The sequence below is a fragment of the Candidatus Centipeda massiliensis genome, assembly GCF_900290285.1.
In the GTDB taxonomy this organism is placed as follows: domain Bacteria; phylum Bacillota; class Negativicutes; order Selenomonadales; family Selenomonadaceae; genus Centipeda; species Centipeda massiliensis.
On the sequence record NZ_LT985754.1, the window covers coordinates 554,757 to 572,715 of the forward strand.

The window sequence follows — 17,959 nt, forward strand, 5'->3', positions numbered from 1 at the left end:
CGGATGAAAGATTTATGCTTTTGCAGTCTGCGTTCTTTCGTAACATTTATGATAGAGCCGCTTTGTCCTTCTGCAACAAAAAGCCTCCCTCATCGAAACGGGGGAGGGGAACCACGCACAGCGTGGAAAGGGCGCCTTTATCGGCAGTGTGCTATGCCGTCGCTTCGCCGTGGTGGCGGAAGTCGTGCTCGATCTGCTCAAGCGAGCGTCCCTTCGTCTCGGGTACAAACTTGAAGACGAAGGCGAGTCCGAGCAGCCCGACGGCGGCGAACATATAGAACGTGAAGGACAGGCCGAAGGTGAAGAGGAAGTACGGGAACGCCGAGCCGATGCAGAAGTTTGTGAGCCAGAGGCAGAGGACGGCGCAGCCCATGCCCATGCCGCGCAGACGCAGCGGGAACAGCTCGGAGAGCAGCAGCCACGTCACGGGGGAGAGGAAGCCCTGCTGGAAGAAGAGGAAGGTGACGGTCAGCGACAGTACGACGTAGGGGAGAGCCGTCGTGCCCTCAAGTGCTGCCGAGAGAATGCCGATGGCGAGCAGACACGCCATGGTGCCGATCTGTCCCGTCATGATGAGCGGACGGCGTCCGTGGCGCCCCATCATCCAGATGCCGAAGAGCGTGGCGAGGACGGAGATAACACCGTTCGCAACGTTGCCGATGAGCGCCGCCTCGGTCGAGAAGCCCGCCTCGGTGAGGATCTGCGTGCCGTAGTACATGATGGAGTTGACGCCCGAGATCTGCTGACAGATAGAGACGCCCATGCCGATGAAGACGATGCGGCGGATCCACGGGGTTGCGAGGTCGCTGTAGGAAGCCTTCTCGATATGCTTCTCGGCTTCGAGGTTGTCCTGAATCTCGTTGAACTCGGAGATCGCGCCCTTTTCGGAGCGGATCTTCTTGAGAACCTCCAGCGCGTCGCTGACGCGTCCGTTGAGCACCAGCCAGCGCGGACTCTCGGGCATGGCGAGCATACCGAACCAGAGGACGATGGCGGGCAGGGACGCAATCGCGAGCATGTAGCGCCAGATGTGACCCGTCTCACCGAAGGTGACGCCGAGGATCGCGTTGAGGACGAAGGCGAGGAGCTGACCTGTGACGATCATTAGCTCGTTCTGTGTCACCATGCGTCCGCGTCGGTCGGCGGGCGACATCTCCGCGAGGTAGGCGGGAACGGTGACGGAGGCACCGCCGACGGCAAGTCCGAGGACGAAGCGGCAAGCGATGAGAATGGGCGCGGTCGGCGAGGCTGCGCAGCCGAGTGCCGCAAAGAAGAAGATGGCGGCGAGGACGAGGAGCATCCTGCGGCGCCCCTGTGCATCGGCGATTCGTCCGCCGAGGAACGAGCCGATTGCCGCGCCGAAGAGCAGCCCGCTCGCGACGAAGCCTTCCACGGCCGGCGTCAGATTGAGCTGATCGGGGCGAGACATATAGGCGAGCGCACCGTTGATGACACCGGTGTCGTAGCCGAAGAGAAGTCCGCCGAAGGTTGAGACGTATGTGACGCGTCTTAGGTATTGCTTGTGCGTTTGTTCTGCCATGCTGCAATCCTCCCTATAAATGAATGCGGTCGGAAGCTCGGATAACATGAAGCCCTTATCAACGCTTCCTGTAAACCCTCGGTGCGTGGATCCGCTGCGCGCCGTTGAGGTTTTGTCTTGTGTTAAGTATAGGGGATTTTTGCTGCGTACGCTTTCACGTTTCTGCCTGTTTTCGTTTCAAAATTGATAGGTTTTGGTTATGTTTTTATATATTTCTGCAAAAGTTTATGAAAAATATGTGGTTTTGGAAATATAAAAATCTGCCGCACGATATTTTCACCATGCGGCAGACCGATGCTTACGCGATCTCTCAGTATGTTACCCAAGCACCTTCATTCTTGGCGGACTCGACGCACTTCTCAACCCACTTCACGCCCTCGGCGCCCGCATGGACATCGGGATACCAGAAGTCGATTGCCTCGCCCTTCGCGTTCTTTGCGATGGCGCGTGCGAATTTCGTGTAGAGGTTGCTCCACGCCTCGAAGAGTCCCTCGGGGTGACCACCGCCGATGCGGTCGTCCGCGCGTGCCTCGGCATAGAGATAGCCCGCGCCGCGCTGCATCGCACCCTGCATATTTCCCTGCACCTCGTATTGGAGCTGGTTCGGATGCTCGGCATCCCATGCGATTGACGCCTTCTCGCCGACGATGCGGAAACGTGCACCGAACTCGGAACCCGCATTGACGCAGCTCGACCAGATGTAGCCGATCGCACCGCTCTCGTACTCCATGATGGTCATGGCATTGTCCTCAAGTGCGCGTCCCTCGACGAAGCTCTGTGCCGAGCACATAAGGCGTCGGATCTTGATGTTCGGGACGATTGCCTCCTGCAAGTAGAGCATGTGCGTCCCAACGTCGCCGAGGACGTAGGAAAGACCCGCCTTCTTCGGATCGACACGCCATGCCGTCGCTGCCGACTTCTTTTCGACTGCGACGTTGTGTGCGCCGTGGGCGAACTGCATGTTGAGGATGCGGATGGAGCCGAGGTCGCCGCTAGCGACCATGCGGCGTGCCTGCTCGATCATCTGATGCCCGCAGTAGCCGTAGGAGAGGAACATGACGCGGTTCTTCTCCTTTGCCAGACGCTCCAGCTCCTGTGCCTCGTTGGAGAAGAAACACATGGGCTTCTCGCAGTAGACGTGCAGCCCTGCCTCAAGCGCTGCCTTTGCAATCTCGTAATGCGTGAAATTCGGCGTTGCAATGGAGACTGCCTCGATGCCGTCCTCCCGTTTTGCTTCTGCTGCGAACATCTCCTTGTAGTCTGTGTAGCAGCGATCAGGGGCGACATAGCATTTCTCGCCGAAGTCGCGTCCGCGCTCCGGATCGATGTCGAACGCGCCTGCAACGAGCTGGAAATTGTTGTCGCGCAGCGCTGCCGAGCGATGGATGTAGCCGATCTGACTGCCGCGTCCGCCGCCGATCATTGCCCAGCGAATGGGACGCTCCAAGAACTTTTCTCCGTCAATCATGATGATCCTCCTTTATGCCTCTCACTGAAACCCAAGTCCGTGCAGATAGTCGACGCTCGCCTTCACGTCGCGCAGACTTGTCGCGACATTGCGCGGGTCGCGTTCCTGCTCCACCGTGATATAGCCTGCGTAGTGCAGCTCCTCGGTGAGCAGCTTGTAGATGGCGGGGTAGTCGAGCATGCCTGTGCCGATGGGGCACATTGCGCCCTTGCCGCAGCCCTCGAAGAAGCGAATGTGCTCGGCGAGGACTTCGTTATAGACCTTCTCGTTGATGTCCTTGAAATGGATGTAGTCGAGCCGATCCGAATATTTGCGCAGCCACTCCACCGGATCCATGCCGGAGTAGCGCAGATGTCCCGTGTCGAGGCAAAGCCCCGCGACCTCGTCGGGGATGTCCTCTGCCAGACGGTCGATCTCGTCCGCGAACTCGATGTAGCCGCCCGCGTGCGGATGGATGACGGCGCGTACGCCCCACTTCGCCGCCTTCTCCGCAATCGCGCGGATGTGCTCCATCATGCGCCCCCAATCCTCATCGGAGAGGCGCGGCGCACGATCCGAATGCCCCGCCGCATAGTCACGCTCGTCATGTCCCCAATCCATGATGGTGAGATACGGCGTTGCGCGACGCTGACCCTCCTCGCGCGGCAGCGGCGGCAGCTTTGTGATGATGCCGCAGATATCGTCGACCTGCCGCAGGAGATTCTCGCGATTGTCCGCAGCGACAAGATCGTCAAAGATCGTGCCCGCCACGATTGAGATGCCGTTCTTCGACAGCTCCGCGCTCACAAGGTCGATGTCGAGCGGCAGATAGCCGTACGGTCCGAGTTCGATGGCGCGAAAGCCCGCCTTGCCCGCCTCCTCGAGCACCGTCTGCCACTTCGGCAGATAGGGATTCTTCACGTCATCCACGCCCCAGCAGCAGGGCGCACCCGTGATGTGAATTGCCATAGGAAAACCTCCTTCAAAACTGCAACACATACACAAGATTTACGCATTTATTATACGATACATTATCATTATGAACCTCTATTGGGTTGGTGCGATTCTGTGGGATTTTGGTATTTTGCGCGCGATTTCCTATAAAATCTTGCGATTCCGTCACGCGCGGAATATCAGCGACTTGATGAGGATGGACAGCCCGCCGAGGATAAAGATGAAGATGATGAAGCGCTTCGAGGCGCGTTCGCCCATGCGCCGGTCGATCATCGTGCCGATCCACACACCGAGGATGGCGGCAGGAATCGAGACTGCAGTCAGTGTCAGCGTGAACTCCGTAAAGATACCGTTTGCAAAGTAAGTCGCGGCACGGAATGCGTTCTCGATGAGGAAGATGAAGCATATACTGCCGCGGAATGCTGCGCGATCTGCGCTCACGCGCTCGATGTACGCGAGGAAGAGCATATTGATGCCAAAGAGCCCCGACATCACACCCGAGGCGAAGGAGAGGAGGTTGCGCAGCCAGCTGCGCGGCGTGATGCCGCGCGTGCGGTCGCGGAGCAGCATTTCGACGCCGAGGCCGATGATGAAGACGCCGAGCAGCGCCTTGATGATCCACGGCGTCCCGAGTTTCAGGAGCAGCGTGCCCGGGATGACGCCGAGCAGGATGGCGATGAGCACGGGCAGCACCTGCCGAATCCGAAAGGAGTGGCGTGCACGCCACGAGATCCACGCGTTGACGGGCAGGTCGAGCAGGATGTTTGTCGGCGTGATGACGACGTTGTCCAGCCGCATCGCCATCAGTGGATTCGTGAGGAGCGGATTGCCGAAGCCCGCCAGCCCCTTGATAACGAAGCCCGCAAGCTGTGACAGGAATACAATCGCAATGATTTCGTCCACAGATATCCCCTCCACCAAAATATTCTTAAAAACTCCCCTTGACAAACATTTTAGTCGATGATAGTTTATTAGGCAAGAGTTGTCCACCTCTATATCATGATTTTATCACAAATTCATCAGAGGAGGTTGTTTCCATGAAAATCGCATTCGATGTTGATGTTCTCGCCAAGCAGATGAGCATCAACGACATGGTACACAAGGTCGCGGACTGGGGCTACAAGTACATCGAGCAGTCCCCGCATCCGCGCATCAACCCGTTCTACAAGCACCCGCTCTTCTCCGAGGAGACGGAGGCGGAGTATCGCAAGGCACTCAAGGAAACGGGGGTTGAAATCTCCTCCTTCATCGTGGTCTATCGTTGGTCGGGGCCGACCGAGGAACAGCGTCAGCACGCGGTCGCCAACTGGAAGCGCATCATTGAGATCGCGGTCAGCATGGGCGTGCCCGTCATCAACACGGAGTTTTCGGGCGATCCGAACCAGCAGGAGATCTGCAACGGAATGTTCTTTCGCTCTATGGAGGAACTGCTGCCGATCATCGAGCGCGAGGGTCTGCGCGTCGAGATCCAGTCGCATCCCTACGATTTCTGCGAGCTGAACAACGAGGCGTGCGATATCGTGAAGTCGTTCCGCTCCAAGAATCTCGGCTATGTCTACTCCTCTCCGCACGGCTTCTTCTACGATGCGGGCAAGGGCGATGTGCGCTCCATGCTGAAATATGCGGGGGATGAACTCACGCACGTTCTCTTTGCGGACACGTTCAACCAGACGCTCGACTGCCGCTACATCGCAAATCCGCCTTGGCTCAACAATCATGGGCGTGCGGATATGACCATCCATCAGCATCTCGCGATGGGCGAGGGCGAGGTCGACTTCGACGGCATCTTCGAGACGCTGCGCGAGATGGACTTTGCAAATCGCCAGCTCCGTCCCGACGCACCGAAGGTCGGCGGCGACAACATCGCCTGCGTCTCCTATTTCGGCTTCCCCGAGAAGATGGATGTGCAGGCGCCCGAGGCGCTTGCGCGCATCAAGCGCGAACTGCTTGGCGCATAACAGAGATATTTACAGACAATAATAGATATGTGGAGGACAAACTCATGGCACAGACACATTTGGAAGAAATCGCATTCTCGATCATCGCTGCAGCGGGCGACGGTCGCGCAAAGGTTACAGAGGCTTTGAAGGCTGCGCGCGAAGGCAGCTTCGGACAGGCGCGCGGCGCACTGAAGGATGCAGATGCACAGTTCCTCAAGGCGCATCAGCTGCAGACCGCCGAACTCCTCAAGAAGGAGGCGGACGGCACGCTCAAGGATCCGTTCAACGTCCTCGTCGCGCACGCGCAGGACTATGTCATGACCGGCATGGCGATGAAGGAGATGGCGGAAGAAATCGTCAATCTCTATGAGAAGGTTGCAGCGAAGTAAGTACATACAGATAGGTTGGTGCCGTGTGGGAGTTTCCCATGCGGCACTTTTTTGTAGAAATACATAAAAAATATCTATGGATGATACTCTTTTGGGTTCTTGACAATAATGTTATGGTGAACTATACTTTGTATTATCTGATAGTTGTTTTCAGGCTTTCGTATGCGAAAGGAGCATATTATGGCAGAAGTGAAACGGATGGGGTACTGTATCGATGGTGAGTGGAAGCAGTCCACGAGCGACAAGTATATCTCGATCACGGATTCCAGCACGGGTGAGGTGATCGCTGAGGTTCCGAGCTGCACGGTAGAGGAGTGCGAGGCGGCAATCGCATCGGCGCAGAAGGCGTTCGAGTCGTGGTCGCAGCTCTCGATGGCAAAGCGCGTGCAGTATATGTTCCGCTGGCGCGATGTGCTCTACGCACACAAGGAGGAGCTGGCTGTCCTCTGCGCGAAGGAACTGGGCAAGACGCTGAACGAGGCGCGCGGCGATGTCCAGAAGGCAATCGAGCCGACGGAGGAGGCATGCGCTGCGCCTCTGCTCATCCAGGGCGACGGTGCGATGCAGGTCACGACGGGGTACGACACGACGTCCTACCGCTTCCCGCTCGGCGTCGTGACGGGCGTCGTACCGATGAACTTCCCCGCGATGATTCCGTGGGGCTGGATGGTGCCGCTTGCGATTGTCTGCGGCAACACGGTTGTGCTCAAGGCGAGCAGCCAGACGCCGCTCACGTCCATGCGTATGCTCGAACTCTTCTACGAGGAGGCAGGCTTCCCGAAGGGCGTCGTTAACATCGTTACGACGAGCCGTAAGGAGGCCGAGATTTTCCTCACCGATCCGCGTGTCAAGGCGGTTACGTTCGTCGGTACAACGGGCGTGGGCAAGCATATCTACTCGACAGCTGCAGCACACGGCAAGCGCGTACAGGCGCAGTGCGAGGCAAAGAATCACGCACTGCTGCTTGCGGATGCGAACCTTGAGGCATCCACGAACGCCATCATCAACTCGACGTACGGCTGTGCGGGGATGCGCTGCATGGCGCTGCCTGTGGTCTGTGTCGAGGAGAGCATTGCGGACGCATTTGTCGCCCTGCTGAAGAAAAAGGCGGAAGCACTCACGATCGGCTGTGCATACAAGGAGGAGACGCAGCTCGGTCCCGTGGTCAATGCAGGGCACAAGCAGAAGGTCAGCGACTGGATCCAGAAGGGTGTCGATGAGGGCGCGACCCTTGTGCTCGACGGGCGTAAGACCGTGGTGAAGGGCTATGAGAACGGCTTCTTCGTTGGTCCCACGATCCTCGATCATGTCAAGCCCGGCATGACGGTCGGCGATCAGGAGATCTTCGGACCTGTCACCTGCATCAAGCGCGTCAAGAACTACGAGGAAGGTATTCGCATCATGAATGCGAACCCGTTCGCAAACGGCTCGTGCATCTTCACGAGCAGCGGCTACTATGCGCGCAAGTTTGTCATGGACACGGACGGCGGCATGGTCGGCGTCAATGTCGGCATCCCCGTACCGAGCGCCTACTATCCGTTCTCGGGCAACAAGGATTCCTTCTTCGGCGATCTTCACGTCCTCGGCAAGGACGGCGTACAGTTCTTCACGCGTGCCAAGACCGTCACCACGCACTGGTTTGACGAGGAGGCCGGCAAGCGTGTCGTCGGCACATGGGAGGGCAGCACGGAGCAGTAATTTTCTGCACTGCGCTCGTATAAAAGCATAGAAAAATCCCCCGTTCGGGCTGTGTGGCACGGACGGGGGATTACTTATGTGGCGGATTAGAGCACCCAGCGCGCGCGGTATTCGCGCGGTGTCATGCCCATCGCGCGCTTGAAAACGGACTGGAAATAGTTGGAGTTGTTGTAGCCGACCTGCGCGGCGATCTGCGTGATGCTCATATCCGTATTGATGAGCAGGTTCTGCGCCTCGCCCATGCGGCGCAGCGCCACGTATTTCATGGGGGAGAGACCGATCTCCTCCTTGAAGAGATGGGCGAGATAGTACGAATTTGTGTGCGTGGCGGCGGCGATATCCGCGAGGCAGATATTCTCTTTATAGTTTTGGTCGATGTAGGCGCGCGCCTCCTTGACCAGTGTAGGTACGGCAGCTGCCTCGGGCTGACCGCGGTCGGCGAGCAGCGCCGCCGTCTTGGTCACAAGTGCGAGCGTGAGATAATGCGCCGTCTCGGGGTGACGCGGTGCCTCCTTTTCAATCGCTGTGAAGAGGGCGAAGAACTCATCGAAATCGTCCCCCGTTGGCTGCACGGGGGAGAGTGTAGGGGCGAGAATGTGATCCGGCGGAAGCCCGTCAATGACAAGACCCCGAATTGCTGCGCAGTATGTGCCGAGCGCACTGCCGCCGTGCTCATCGTGTACGACATGGCTGTTGTAGAGGATGAGGTCGCCCTTTCGCGCCGTATACCGGCGCCCGTCGATCATGTAGATGCCCGCGCCGCTGTAGAGGAGCAAAATCTCTGCCAGATATGGATGCTCGTGCAGGCTGCGCGGCATATACGACGCCTCCGGCCCCACGTTGCAGATATAGGAAAGGGAGGGCGATGCTCCTTTTTGAAATGTCGGGCGGTAGTTGCGCTTGGGAAAATATTGAAGCATCATGGCCTCCTTTCGTGTTTGCTATGAAATATCACCAAAATATGACTACATATTATCAATAAAGAGATAAAAACGCAAGAAAAAAGCCCTCGATGTGAGGGCTTTTCTATGAAACTCCATGAGAGGTTTAGAGATTGTATGCCTTCTTGATCTCGGCGAGGGTGACAGGACGACCTTCCTCGCAGGACTTCTTTGCCGCAAGTCCAATGAGAACGGGCTGCAGTCCGTCGTTCGCGTTGACGGGCGTCTCCGTGTTATTCACGATTGCCTCGACGAACTCGTCGATCTCGCGTGCATACGCCGCCATGTAGCGCTCGAGGAAGAAGAACATCGGCTTCTCGGCGATGACACCGTCCTTGCCGGAGAACACCGCATTCGAGTCGGAGTCGTTGCTAATCGCAATGGCTCCCTCCGTGCCGAACACCTCCGCGCGCTGATCGTAGCCGTAGCATGCCGCGCGGCAGTTGTCGATGACCGCTGTTGCGCCGTTCACGAGCTTCAGTGTGATGACGGCGGTGTCCACATCGCCCGCTTTGCCGATCTCGGGATCAACGGTGACCGATCCGACCGCGAAAACCTCCTCGACCTCAGAGCCGGAGAGATAGCGTACCATATCGAAATCATGGATCGTCATGTCCATGAAGATGCCGCCCGATACCTTGACATAAGAAATCGGCGGCGGCTCGGGGTCGCGCGACGTGATCTTGATGATCTGCTGCTTGCCGACCTTGCCCGCCTTGACCGCCTCGTGGATCGCGCGGAAGTTGTGGTCGAAGCGACGGTTGAAGCCCACCTGATACTTCTTGCCCGTCTCCTTGACGACCGCGAGAACTTCCTTGATCTTTTCGACATCGTGGTCGATGGGCTTCTCGCAGAAGACGTGCTTGCCCGCGCGCAGCGCCTCGATGGAGACGGGAGCGTGCTGATCCGTGGAGGCGCATATCAGTACCGCCTCGATCTCGGGATCGCTGAGGATGTCGTGATAGTCCTTCGTGATCGTCTCCACGCCGATGGACTTTGCCCACGCCTCGATCTTCTCGTTCATGAAGGGATCCGCAATCGCCTTCACCGTCGCGTTCTTGACGAACTTCGAGATGCTCTCTCCGTGGACATGGCCGATACGGCCGGCGCCAATGATACCGACTTTGATCATGTGGATAACCGCCTTTCTCTGTGTAGAGGAGTGTTTCCTTCTTTTTCTTATAGAAGTATAGCACAATCTGCACGAGAAAGACTTAAATATCTTGGTAAAATTTTGAGTACATTTGAATATTTTGTTGCATAGATCGTCTATATTTTTCAAGAGACTATAAAATCTTGCGTTTTGAGGAATCGCTGATAAAATGAAGTCCGTCGGATTGGTACAGATTTTTTGTCCTGCCAAGGAGACAAACCGGACGCATAGCCAAAGCTATGTGGAGGATTTGTCGACAAAGGCAGGGCGAAAAAGATGTGCTAAGACGGCGCGGCTGAATTTATCAGTGCTTCCTTGATCTCCTATTACACAAATTTTGTTGTTTTGCTATAATGGTAGTTATCAGGAGGTGGTGCATCCATGAAAGCGGCGATCTATCATGGCATTGGGGATATGCGTGTGGAGGAGTGCCCCAAGCCTCGAATCAGGGCGGGGGAACTTCTCGTGCGTGTGCGCGCGTGCGCGGTCTGCGGCGGCGATCTGCGCACATTCCGACATGGACATCCGAAGATCCATCCGCCTGTGATTCTCGGGCATGAATTTGCGGGCGTTGTGGCGGAGGTGGGGGCGGATGCGCCGTCGGAGTTGATGGGCGCACGCACTGTCGCCGCTCCAGCCATTGGCTGTGGGGCGTGTGCGTACTGTCGCGCGGGGCATACGCATCTCTGCGGGGCTCGTGAGACGATCGGCTTCAGCATGGACGGTGCCTTTGCCGAATATGTGCGGATTCCGGCGCGTGCCGTACAGCTCGGGAATGTGCAGCACATTCCCGACGACGTGGATGATCTCAGTGCAGCGCTCACGGAGCCGCTTGCCTGTGTAGTGAACGGACAGGAGGCACTCGGCATCGGAACGGGGGATACCGTCGCCGTCATCGGTGCGGGACCGATCGGCATCCTGCACGCGGAGCTGGCACGGGCGGCGGGGGCGCGCGTTCTTCTCCTCAACCGCAGCGCACAGCGTCTTGCCGATGTGCACGATATGGGATATGACGCATATATCGAAACAGGTGCGGACGGCGGCGTGCAGGCGGTGCGCGACGTGACAGACGGGCGCGGCGCGGATGTTGTCATCGTGACGGCGGGAAGCGCTGCGGCGATGGCGGCGGGGATCGCTATGACGGCACGCATGGGGCGTGTCTCCCTCTTTGCCGGACTGCCGCAGGACGCACCGCCGCTCCCCCTCGATGTCAATCTCATTCACTATCGGCAGATTGCGCTCCACGGCGCATTCTCCTCCGCGCCGCGCCACAACGCGCGCGCCTTGGAATACATCCGCAGCGGACAGGTGCGCGCCGCGCGTATCCTTACGCACGCCGTCGCACTCTCGGACATCGCGCACGGCTTTGACCTCGTGGAGCAGCGTGCGGGGCTGCGCGTTGTGGTTCTGCCGCATCCGGAGGAAATGGCGGGGGCACTTGCGCAGCATCCACATCTTCGCATGGAAACAATTTGACATCGGATCCCGCAGGGGATTTTTGGCTCTATGATAAATGTTACAGGAAAAAGTCGGACTGTGATGCTCCCCAGCAAACCCCAGTGGAGCAAGCGCACGACTTCTTGCGCAGCGAGGGGGTATGTAGTCCGTAACATTTGACGAAGAACGGAATTTTTGTGGGAGGTGTTTTTTATGTGGAACTTTGTTATAATGACAGAGTGATAACCGTAACGAGGTGTGGAATATGAGTGATTTGGGGCTTTTCAAGGGCAGACGCGTCCTCCTCACAGGGCATACGGGATTTAAGGGCATGTGGCTTGCGCTGCTGCTCCTGCGGGCTGGGGCGGAGGTGACAGGCTTTGCACTCGATGCACCGACGGAGGACGGCACGGAGGCTCTGAGGCGGCTCGGTATCCTAAAGGAGCTGCGTGATGTGCGCGGCGATGTGTGCGAGCTTTCTGCGCTTCGCCGTGCGTTCGAGGAGGCTCGACCCGAGATCGTTTTTCACCTCGCAGCACAGCCAATCGTGCGCACGAGCTATCGTCAGCCCGTCGACACCTTTGCGACTAATGTGATGGGGACGGTCAACTTGCTCGAATGCGTCCGCACATCGGATACGGTGCGTTCCGTACTCATCGTGACGACGGACAAGGTCTATGAAAACAAGGAATGGGCGTGGGGGTACCGCGAGAACGAGCCGCTGATGGGCTATGATCCGTATTCGGCAAGTAAGAGCTGCGCGGAGATCGCTGTCTACAGCTATCGGCAGAGTTTCCTCGCGAAGCAGGACGTGCGTATCTCGACGGCGCGTGCAGGCAACGTGATCGGCGGCGGAGACTTCGCACCCGACCGCATCATCCCAGACTGCATTCGAGCCGCCGTGCGCGGGCAGGTGATTGATATCCGCAATCCACACTCGACGCGTCCCTATCAGCACGTTCTCGAACCACTTTCCGTCTATCTGACGATTGCGGCGCGGCAGACGGCAGACGCATCCCTCGTCGGTGCGTGGAACGTCGGTCCCGACGATGCGGACTGCGTGACGACGGGTGAACTCGCGGACATCTTCTGCCGTGCGTGGGGCGATGGCGTGCGCTGGCAGACGCATGCGGACGGTGGTCCGCATGAGGCACATTTTCTGAAACTCGACTGCGCGAAGATCAAAACGCAGCTCGGGTGGCAACCACGCTGGCATATCGAAGAAGCCGTTGCGAAAACGGTGGAGTGGGCAAGGGCCTGGGAAGCTGGCGCGGATATGCGTGCGGTGAGTGAGGAGCAGATACGGGAGTTTCTTATGTAAATGCCATTGTATACGATAGCTTATATAGAACCAGTCATGAGCTGTCTTGTTTGGGGATATATTCAATCATGGAGGAAATGCAGACAGCATGATCAAGGAATCTTATTGGGAGAAAATTGGGTCAGGGCGTGATGAAAATCGCACACATCTCTATAAGGTGGTTCCACTTGCCGTCCTGTTTTCCATTGGTCTGAGTATCAATGATTTCTGTAATTTTAAATGCATCTATTGCTATCACTCGGTTCCCGGTGGTTTTAAGGGACCCCATATGATGTCCTATGATGAATATCTTGAGATCGCGGATCAAATTGAAGAGTTTTATCATGCAAAAGGGGGGCAGCGAACAAAAAATCTTCGTATATGTGGGTATGGTGAACCCCTTATGAACAAGGATGTGGCACGTATCGTTGCGCATGCCAGTGCACACGCGCTTTCTGATCGGATAGAGATTACCACGAATGCCAGTATGCTTACCCATGAACTCTCGGATGCACTGATTGATGCGGGGCTGACGCGCCTGCTCGTTTCTGTGCAAGGGATTACGGAAGAAAAATATAAATCTGTTTGCGGATTTTCCATTAACTACCCCAAATTTCTGGAAGAACTTTCATACTTCTACGAGCACCGAGGCAACTGTAAGGTGTATGTCAAGATTGTGGATGCTGCGCTTGACAGTCCGGAGGAACATGATCAGTTCTATGAATTATTCGGCAGTATCTGCGATGAAATGAACATCGAGCACATTATCAACGCTGCGGATTGTGTCGATTATACTGACCTGCTCTCTGCAGGAGAGGTCATGCGGTATTCGTATGAATATAAAGAACGGCTTGTCTGTGATTCTCTGTTCTCTATGCTCAATATCGAGTCCAACGGAGATGTGAGCTGCTGCGGATGCCGATATCCCTCACTTCCCATCGGAAACATGAAGACAGCGCGATTGAAGGATCTTTGGAACGGATCGCGGCACACGACGTATATGATACGTCATCTACAAGGAAGATATCGGGAGATCCCGCATTGCAGCAACTGTTCCTCTATGCAGTATACGTGTCACCCCATGGATAATCTGGATGAGCACAGGGAGGAAGTGCTCGAAAGAGTACAAAAACTTTGATCTAAGTATGTAATATAGGTCGTCGTTAAAAAACAATGAGGCGATATATTTTGTTTACAAAGAAAGCTATATTGATTACGGGTGGGACAGGGTCCTTTGGTAATGTGATGACGAAATATCTTTTGGAGCACTACGATGTGCGAAAGGTTGTCATCTATTCGCGGGATGAGTTTAAGCAGTGGCAGATGGCTGACCGTCTGCGCGACCATGCGGACAAGCTGCGCTTCTACATCGGTGATGTACGCGACAAGGATCGTCTGCGCCGTGCATTTCATGAGATTGACTACGTGATCCATGCGGCGGCTCTCAAACAGGTACCCGTCTGCGAGTACAATCCGAGTGAGGCGATCCAGACGAATATCAATGGCGCACAAAATGTCATTGATGCTGCGCTTGACTGCAAGGTGAAGAAGGTGATTGCGCTCTCGACGGATAAGGCAGTCAACCCCGTTAACCTCTACGGAGCGACGAAGATGGCATCGGATAAGCTGTTCATTGCGGCGAATGCCTATGCACGTGGGCGTTCAACCTCGTTTTCTGTCGTGCGTTACGGCAATGTCGCAGGCAGCCGAGGCTCGGTGATTCCATTTTTCCGCACGCAAATGGAACAGGGGGCAAAGGAACTTCCCATCACGGACTTCCGCATGACCCGTTTCTGGATCAGCCTTGACGAAGGAGTTCAGCTCGTTGTCAAAGCGTTCGAGGAAAGTGTTGGCGGCGAGACATACATTTCCAAAATACCCTCGTTTAAGATTGTGGATCTGGCGAAGGCGATGGGCGGCGATGAGATCGGACTCAAGGAGGTCGGCATCCGTGATGGGGAAAAGATCGATGAATGCATGATTACAAAGGCGGATGCAAAGCATACGTTTGAATATGAGAAGCACTACATCATCTATCCCAACGACTACTGGTGGAATAAAGAACTCAAGGACCGCCTCCACATTACGGGCAAACGTGTGCCGGATGGCTTTGAATACGACTCGGGGCAGAATACGGAATGGCTGTCCGTGGATGATCTGCGTGAACTGCTGAAGGCGTACTGAGGTGCGGTATGATCTACTACGGACATCAGCATATCACAAATGAGGATATCGAGGCGGTACGGGAGGTTCTGACCTCAGATTTTCTGACGCAGGGACCTGCGATTGAGCGTTTTGAACGATCAGTGGCGGGGTATTGTGGTGCGGAGTATGCTGTGGCGGTGACGAATGCGACGGCGGCACTGCATATCGCCTGTCAGGCGGCAGGGCTGAGAAAAGGGGATGTACTCTGGACAAGTCCCGTCACCTTCGTCGCGTCTGCGAACTGTGCCCGCTACTGCGGTGCGGACGTGGACTTTGTCGATATTGACGATAAGACCTATAATATGAGTGCTGTAGCACTTGAGGAAAAGCTCAAGAGGGCAAAGAAGCTGCCGAAGGTTGTCGTTCCTGTTCATCTTGCAGGACAGTCCTGTGCAATGCAGCGCATTTGGGAGTTGTCACGGGAGTACGGATTCACCGTGATCGAGGACGCTTCTCATGCAATCGGTGCCTCTTATCAGGACGATCAAGTCGGCTCCTGCACATATTCGGATATGACCGTGTTCAGCTTTCATCCGGTAAAGATCATCACGACGGGAGAGGGCGGGATGGTTCTGACGAATCGGCAGGAGCTTTGCGACGCATTGCAGCTCTATCGCAGCCACGGCATTACGCGTGACCCCGCACGCATGACGCGCACGGCGGACGGCCCGTGGTACTACGAGCAGATCGCGCTCGGGTGCAACTACCGTATGACCGATCTGCAGGCGGCGCTCGGTGCGAGCCAGATGACGAAGCTGGATGCGTTTATTGCACGCCGCAGACAGCTCGTCCGACGCTATAATGAGAAACTGAACGGACTGCCAATTCGTACGCCCTACTGCCTACCGGAAGCCAATCCGTCATGGCATCTCTATATCGTGCGGCTTGATCCTGATCGTGTAAAAAAGAGCAAACAGGAGATCTTTGCCGGGATGAAGGAGCACGGTGTTATGCTGAACCTCCACTACATTCCCGTGCATCTGCAGCCGTACTATCGGGCGCTTGGCTTCGGGGATGGAGATTTCCCCGTGAGTGAGCAGTACTATCGTGAGGCACTGACGCTGCCGCTCTACTATGATCTGACCGACGCGCAGCAGGATAAGATCATCGCGGCACTGCGCGATGTGCTCGTATAGAGGAGGTATGCCATGAAACTGTCGGACTATGTTGTCGAGTTCCTGCGTCGACGGGAGGTACAGGATGTGTTTCTGCTCTCGGGCGGGGGCATTATGCATCTGCTCGACTCGCTTGCCAAGGAAGACCGCATCCACAAATACTACAATCTGCACGAGCAGGCATCGGGCTTTGCCGCCGACGGCTACGCGCAATATGCGAACAAGCTCGGTGTCGTTTTTGCGACGACGGGACCTGGGGCAACGAATGTTGTGACCTCGCTCGCCTCGGCGTACATCGACTCGACGCCGCTGCTCGTTATCTCGGGACAGGTGCGGCGCGACACAATCACCACACTTGCGGGTGTGCGTCAGACAGGGGCACAGGAAGTTGGCATCATTCCGATTGTTGAATCTGTGACGAAATATGCCGTCACGGTGATGGATCCTGCAGATATTCGTTACGTTCTGGAGCGTGCCGTCTATACTGCGCTCCATGATCGACCAGGCACGGTCTGGGTTGATATCCCGCTCGACGTGCAGGCAGCGGAGATTGACCAAAGCTCCCTGCGCGGGTACAAGCCGGAGGAAAAGGCTGCTGCGGTGAATGCGGAGGACTTGCAGGAAATCGCGGCGATGCTTGCCGCAGCAAAGCGTCCCGTGATCCTCGCTGGAACGGGTGTTATGCTTGCGGGCACACGCGAGGTGTTCATACAGATGGTGAACGAATTGCATATTCCGACAGTGACCTCGCGACGTGCACGTCGGCTCTTCCATCGTGGCGGTGACCGTTATTTTTACGGGAGTGTGGGTGCGGTTGCGCCGCGTTATGCAAATTACGTCCTTCAGAATGCCGATTTCCTGCTCGTGATCGGGAGTGGACTGCGGTATTACCTTACCGCGTACAACGACGAGAACTTCGCTCCGCATGCACGTAAGATTATGGTCAACATCCATGCACCTGAAGTAGAAAAGCTTCGCATGACGGTGGAGAAAACCATTATTATGGATGCGGGGGCTTTTATTGTGGCATTTTCAGATCTTTGCCGCACGCACAAAATGTCCGATTGGCAGGGCTGGATCGCCTATGCGGACGAGATGCGGGAGAAGTACCCCGCGCTCTCCGAGGTTATCTCACATGCGGATGGGTTGACGGACGGCTACATGGTCACGAAGTACATCAATCAGTATGCGGGCACGGATGACGTGTATGTTGCGTCCCCCTCTGCATTTGCCTATGGCTATAACGTTTACGAGCTGCACGATGGGCAGGAGTACATTTGCCCCGTCGGGCTCGGGAGCATGGGGACAGGGCTGCCATGCGCCATCGGCGCGTGCATCGCCTCGGGAAAAAGACGCACGATCCTCGGCGAGGGGGACGGCAGCCTGCAGCACAACATACAGGAGCTTGCCCTCCTGCGCCAGTACAATCTGCCGATCAAGATCTTCATCGACAGCAACAACGGCTATCGGCAGATCTACACCATGCAGCAGACACATTTCGCGGGACGGCTCGCGGGCTGTACGCCGGAGTCGGGGGTCGGCATGCCGAATCTTCGTAGTATTGCCGAGGCGTATGGATTGGACTATTACGAGATCGCACATGCTGAAGAGACGGAGGAGATCGTGCGACGCGCACTTGCGGACGATGCACCTGCCATCATCAATATGGTCAGCTCGCCCGCTGTGGAGTTTGTTCCCATCATCAAGAGCCGCATCGGTGCGGACGGCAGGATGATCTCGTCGAAGCTTGAGGATCTCTACCCGTTCCTTCCCGAGGAAGAGCAGCGGAGAAATATGGAACGCTGCAGGAAGATGACAGAATCTGTCCAATAGGAGAGCC

At 56.4% G+C, this 17,959-nt stretch carries 16 protein-coding genes; 10 read left to right on the forward strand and 6 right to left on the reverse strand.

Going from position 1 to position 17,959, the window contains the following annotated elements:
• Positions 1 to 151 precede the first annotated feature (151 nt).
• From C8273_RS02665 to C8273_RS02680, 4 genes are all read right to left on the reverse strand, one after another.
• The gene (locus C8273_RS02665) at positions 152 to 1,540 is read right to left on the reverse strand and encodes a sugar porter family MFS transporter (protein ID WP_106626270.1); all 1,389 of its coding nucleotides are present in this window, start codon (positions 1,538 to 1,540) and stop codon (positions 152 to 154) included.
• Positions 1,541 to 1,850: 310 nt separating this feature from the next.
• Complete coding sequence (locus C8273_RS02670; protein ID WP_106626271.1) at positions 1,851 to 3,008, reverse strand: Gfo/Idh/MocA family protein; 1,158 nt, start codon at positions 3,006 to 3,008, stop codon at positions 1,851 to 1,853.
• Between the two features lie 21 nt (positions 3,009 to 3,029).
• Positions 3,030 to 3,956, reverse strand: a complete 927-nt coding sequence (locus C8273_RS02675; RefSeq protein ID WP_106626272.1) for a TIM barrel protein — start codon at positions 3,954 to 3,956, stop codon at positions 3,030 to 3,032.
• 150 nt (positions 3,957 to 4,106) lie between these two features.
• The gene (locus tag C8273_RS02680) at positions 4,107 to 4,844 is read right to left on the reverse strand and encodes a sulfite exporter TauE/SafE family protein (RefSeq protein ID WP_106626273.1); all 738 of its coding nucleotides are present in this window, start codon (positions 4,842 to 4,844) and stop codon (positions 4,107 to 4,109) included.
• Between the two features lie 134 nt (positions 4,845 to 4,978).
• Between C8273_RS02680 and C8273_RS02685 the strand changes: the two genes are divergently transcribed.
• The 3 genes from C8273_RS02685 (at position 4,979) to C8273_RS02695 (ending at position 7,968) form a co-directional block, all read left to right on the forward strand.
• Positions 4,979 to 5,899, forward strand: a complete 921-nt coding sequence (locus tag C8273_RS02685) for a sugar phosphate isomerase/epimerase family protein (RefSeq protein WP_106626274.1) — start codon at positions 4,979 to 4,981, stop codon at positions 5,897 to 5,899.
• A 44-nt stretch (positions 5,900 to 5,943) separates the two neighbouring features.
• Positions 5,944 to 6,270 (forward strand): PTS lactose/cellobiose transporter subunit IIA, encoded by a 327-nt coding sequence (locus tag C8273_RS02690; RefSeq protein WP_106626275.1) that lies wholly within the window; start codon positions 5,944 to 5,946, stop codon positions 6,268 to 6,270.
• A 180-nt stretch (positions 6,271 to 6,450) separates the two neighbouring features.
• Positions 6,451 to 7,968: a CoA-acylating methylmalonate-semialdehyde dehydrogenase gene (locus tag C8273_RS02695; RefSeq protein ID WP_106626276.1), complete on the forward strand. Its 1,518-nt coding sequence runs from the start codon at positions 6,451 to 6,453 to the stop codon at positions 7,966 to 7,968.
• Between the two features lie 86 nt (positions 7,969 to 8,054).
• On the opposite strand, the gene C8273_RS02700 is transcribed toward C8273_RS02695, so the two are convergent.
• Both C8273_RS02700 and iolG read right to left on the reverse strand, forming a co-directional pair.
• Complete coding sequence (locus tag C8273_RS02700) at positions 8,055 to 8,888, reverse strand: helix-turn-helix transcriptional regulator (RefSeq protein ID WP_234343804.1); 834 nt, start codon at positions 8,886 to 8,888, stop codon at positions 8,055 to 8,057.
• Positions 8,889 to 9,015: 127 nt separating this feature from the next.
• Positions 9,016 to 10,041, reverse strand: coding sequence for an inositol 2-dehydrogenase (gene iolG, locus C8273_RS02705; protein WP_106626277.1), 1,026 nt, complete (start codon positions 10,039 to 10,041; stop codon positions 9,016 to 9,018).
• A 190-nt stretch (positions 10,042 to 10,231) separates the two neighbouring features.
• Between iolG and C8273_RS12980 the strand changes: the two genes are divergently transcribed.
• The 7 genes from C8273_RS12980 to C8273_RS02740 all read left to right on the forward strand — a co-directional run bounded on the left by C8273_RS12980 (position 10,232) and on the right by C8273_RS02740 (position 17,952).
• Positions 10,232 to 10,381 (forward strand): secretion protein HlyD, encoded by a 150-nt coding sequence (locus C8273_RS12980; protein ID WP_234343807.1) that lies wholly within the window; start codon positions 10,232 to 10,234, stop codon positions 10,379 to 10,381.
• A 62-nt stretch (positions 10,382 to 10,443) separates the two neighbouring features.
• Complete coding sequence (locus C8273_RS02715) at positions 10,444 to 11,538, forward strand: alcohol dehydrogenase catalytic domain-containing protein (RefSeq protein WP_106626278.1); 1,095 nt, start codon at positions 10,444 to 10,446, stop codon at positions 11,536 to 11,538.
• 226 nt (positions 11,539 to 11,764) lie between these two features.
• On the forward strand, positions 11,765 to 12,820 hold the full coding sequence (gene rfbG / locus C8273_RS02720; protein ID WP_106626279.1) for a CDP-glucose 4,6-dehydratase: 1,056 nt from the start codon (positions 11,765 to 11,767) through the stop codon (positions 12,818 to 12,820).
• Positions 12,821 to 12,908: 88 nt separating this feature from the next.
• A complete protein-coding gene (locus tag C8273_RS02725) occupies positions 12,909 to 13,937 on the forward strand; it encodes a radical SAM/SPASM domain-containing protein (RefSeq protein ID WP_106626280.1) in 1,029 nt (342 codons plus the stop codon).
• Between the two features lie 50 nt (positions 13,938 to 13,987).
• Entirely contained in the window at positions 13,988 to 14,983 is a 996-nt protein-coding gene (gene pseB, locus C8273_RS02730) for a UDP-N-acetylglucosamine 4,6-dehydratase (inverting) (protein WP_106626281.1), read from the forward strand.
• An 8-nt stretch (positions 14,984 to 14,991) separates the two neighbouring features.
• The gene (pseC, locus tag C8273_RS02735) at positions 14,992 to 16,140 is read left to right on the forward strand and encodes a UDP-4-amino-4,6-dideoxy-N-acetyl-beta-L-altrosamine transaminase (RefSeq protein WP_106626282.1); all 1,149 of its coding nucleotides are present in this window, start codon (positions 14,992 to 14,994) and stop codon (positions 16,138 to 16,140) included.
• A gap of 12 nt (positions 16,141 to 16,152) precedes the next feature.
• On the forward strand, positions 16,153 to 17,952 hold the full coding sequence (locus C8273_RS02740; protein ID WP_106626283.1) for a thiamine pyrophosphate-binding protein: 1,800 nt from the start codon (positions 16,153 to 16,155) through the stop codon (positions 17,950 to 17,952).
• The last annotated feature ends 7 nt before the right edge of the window (positions 17,953 to 17,959 follow it).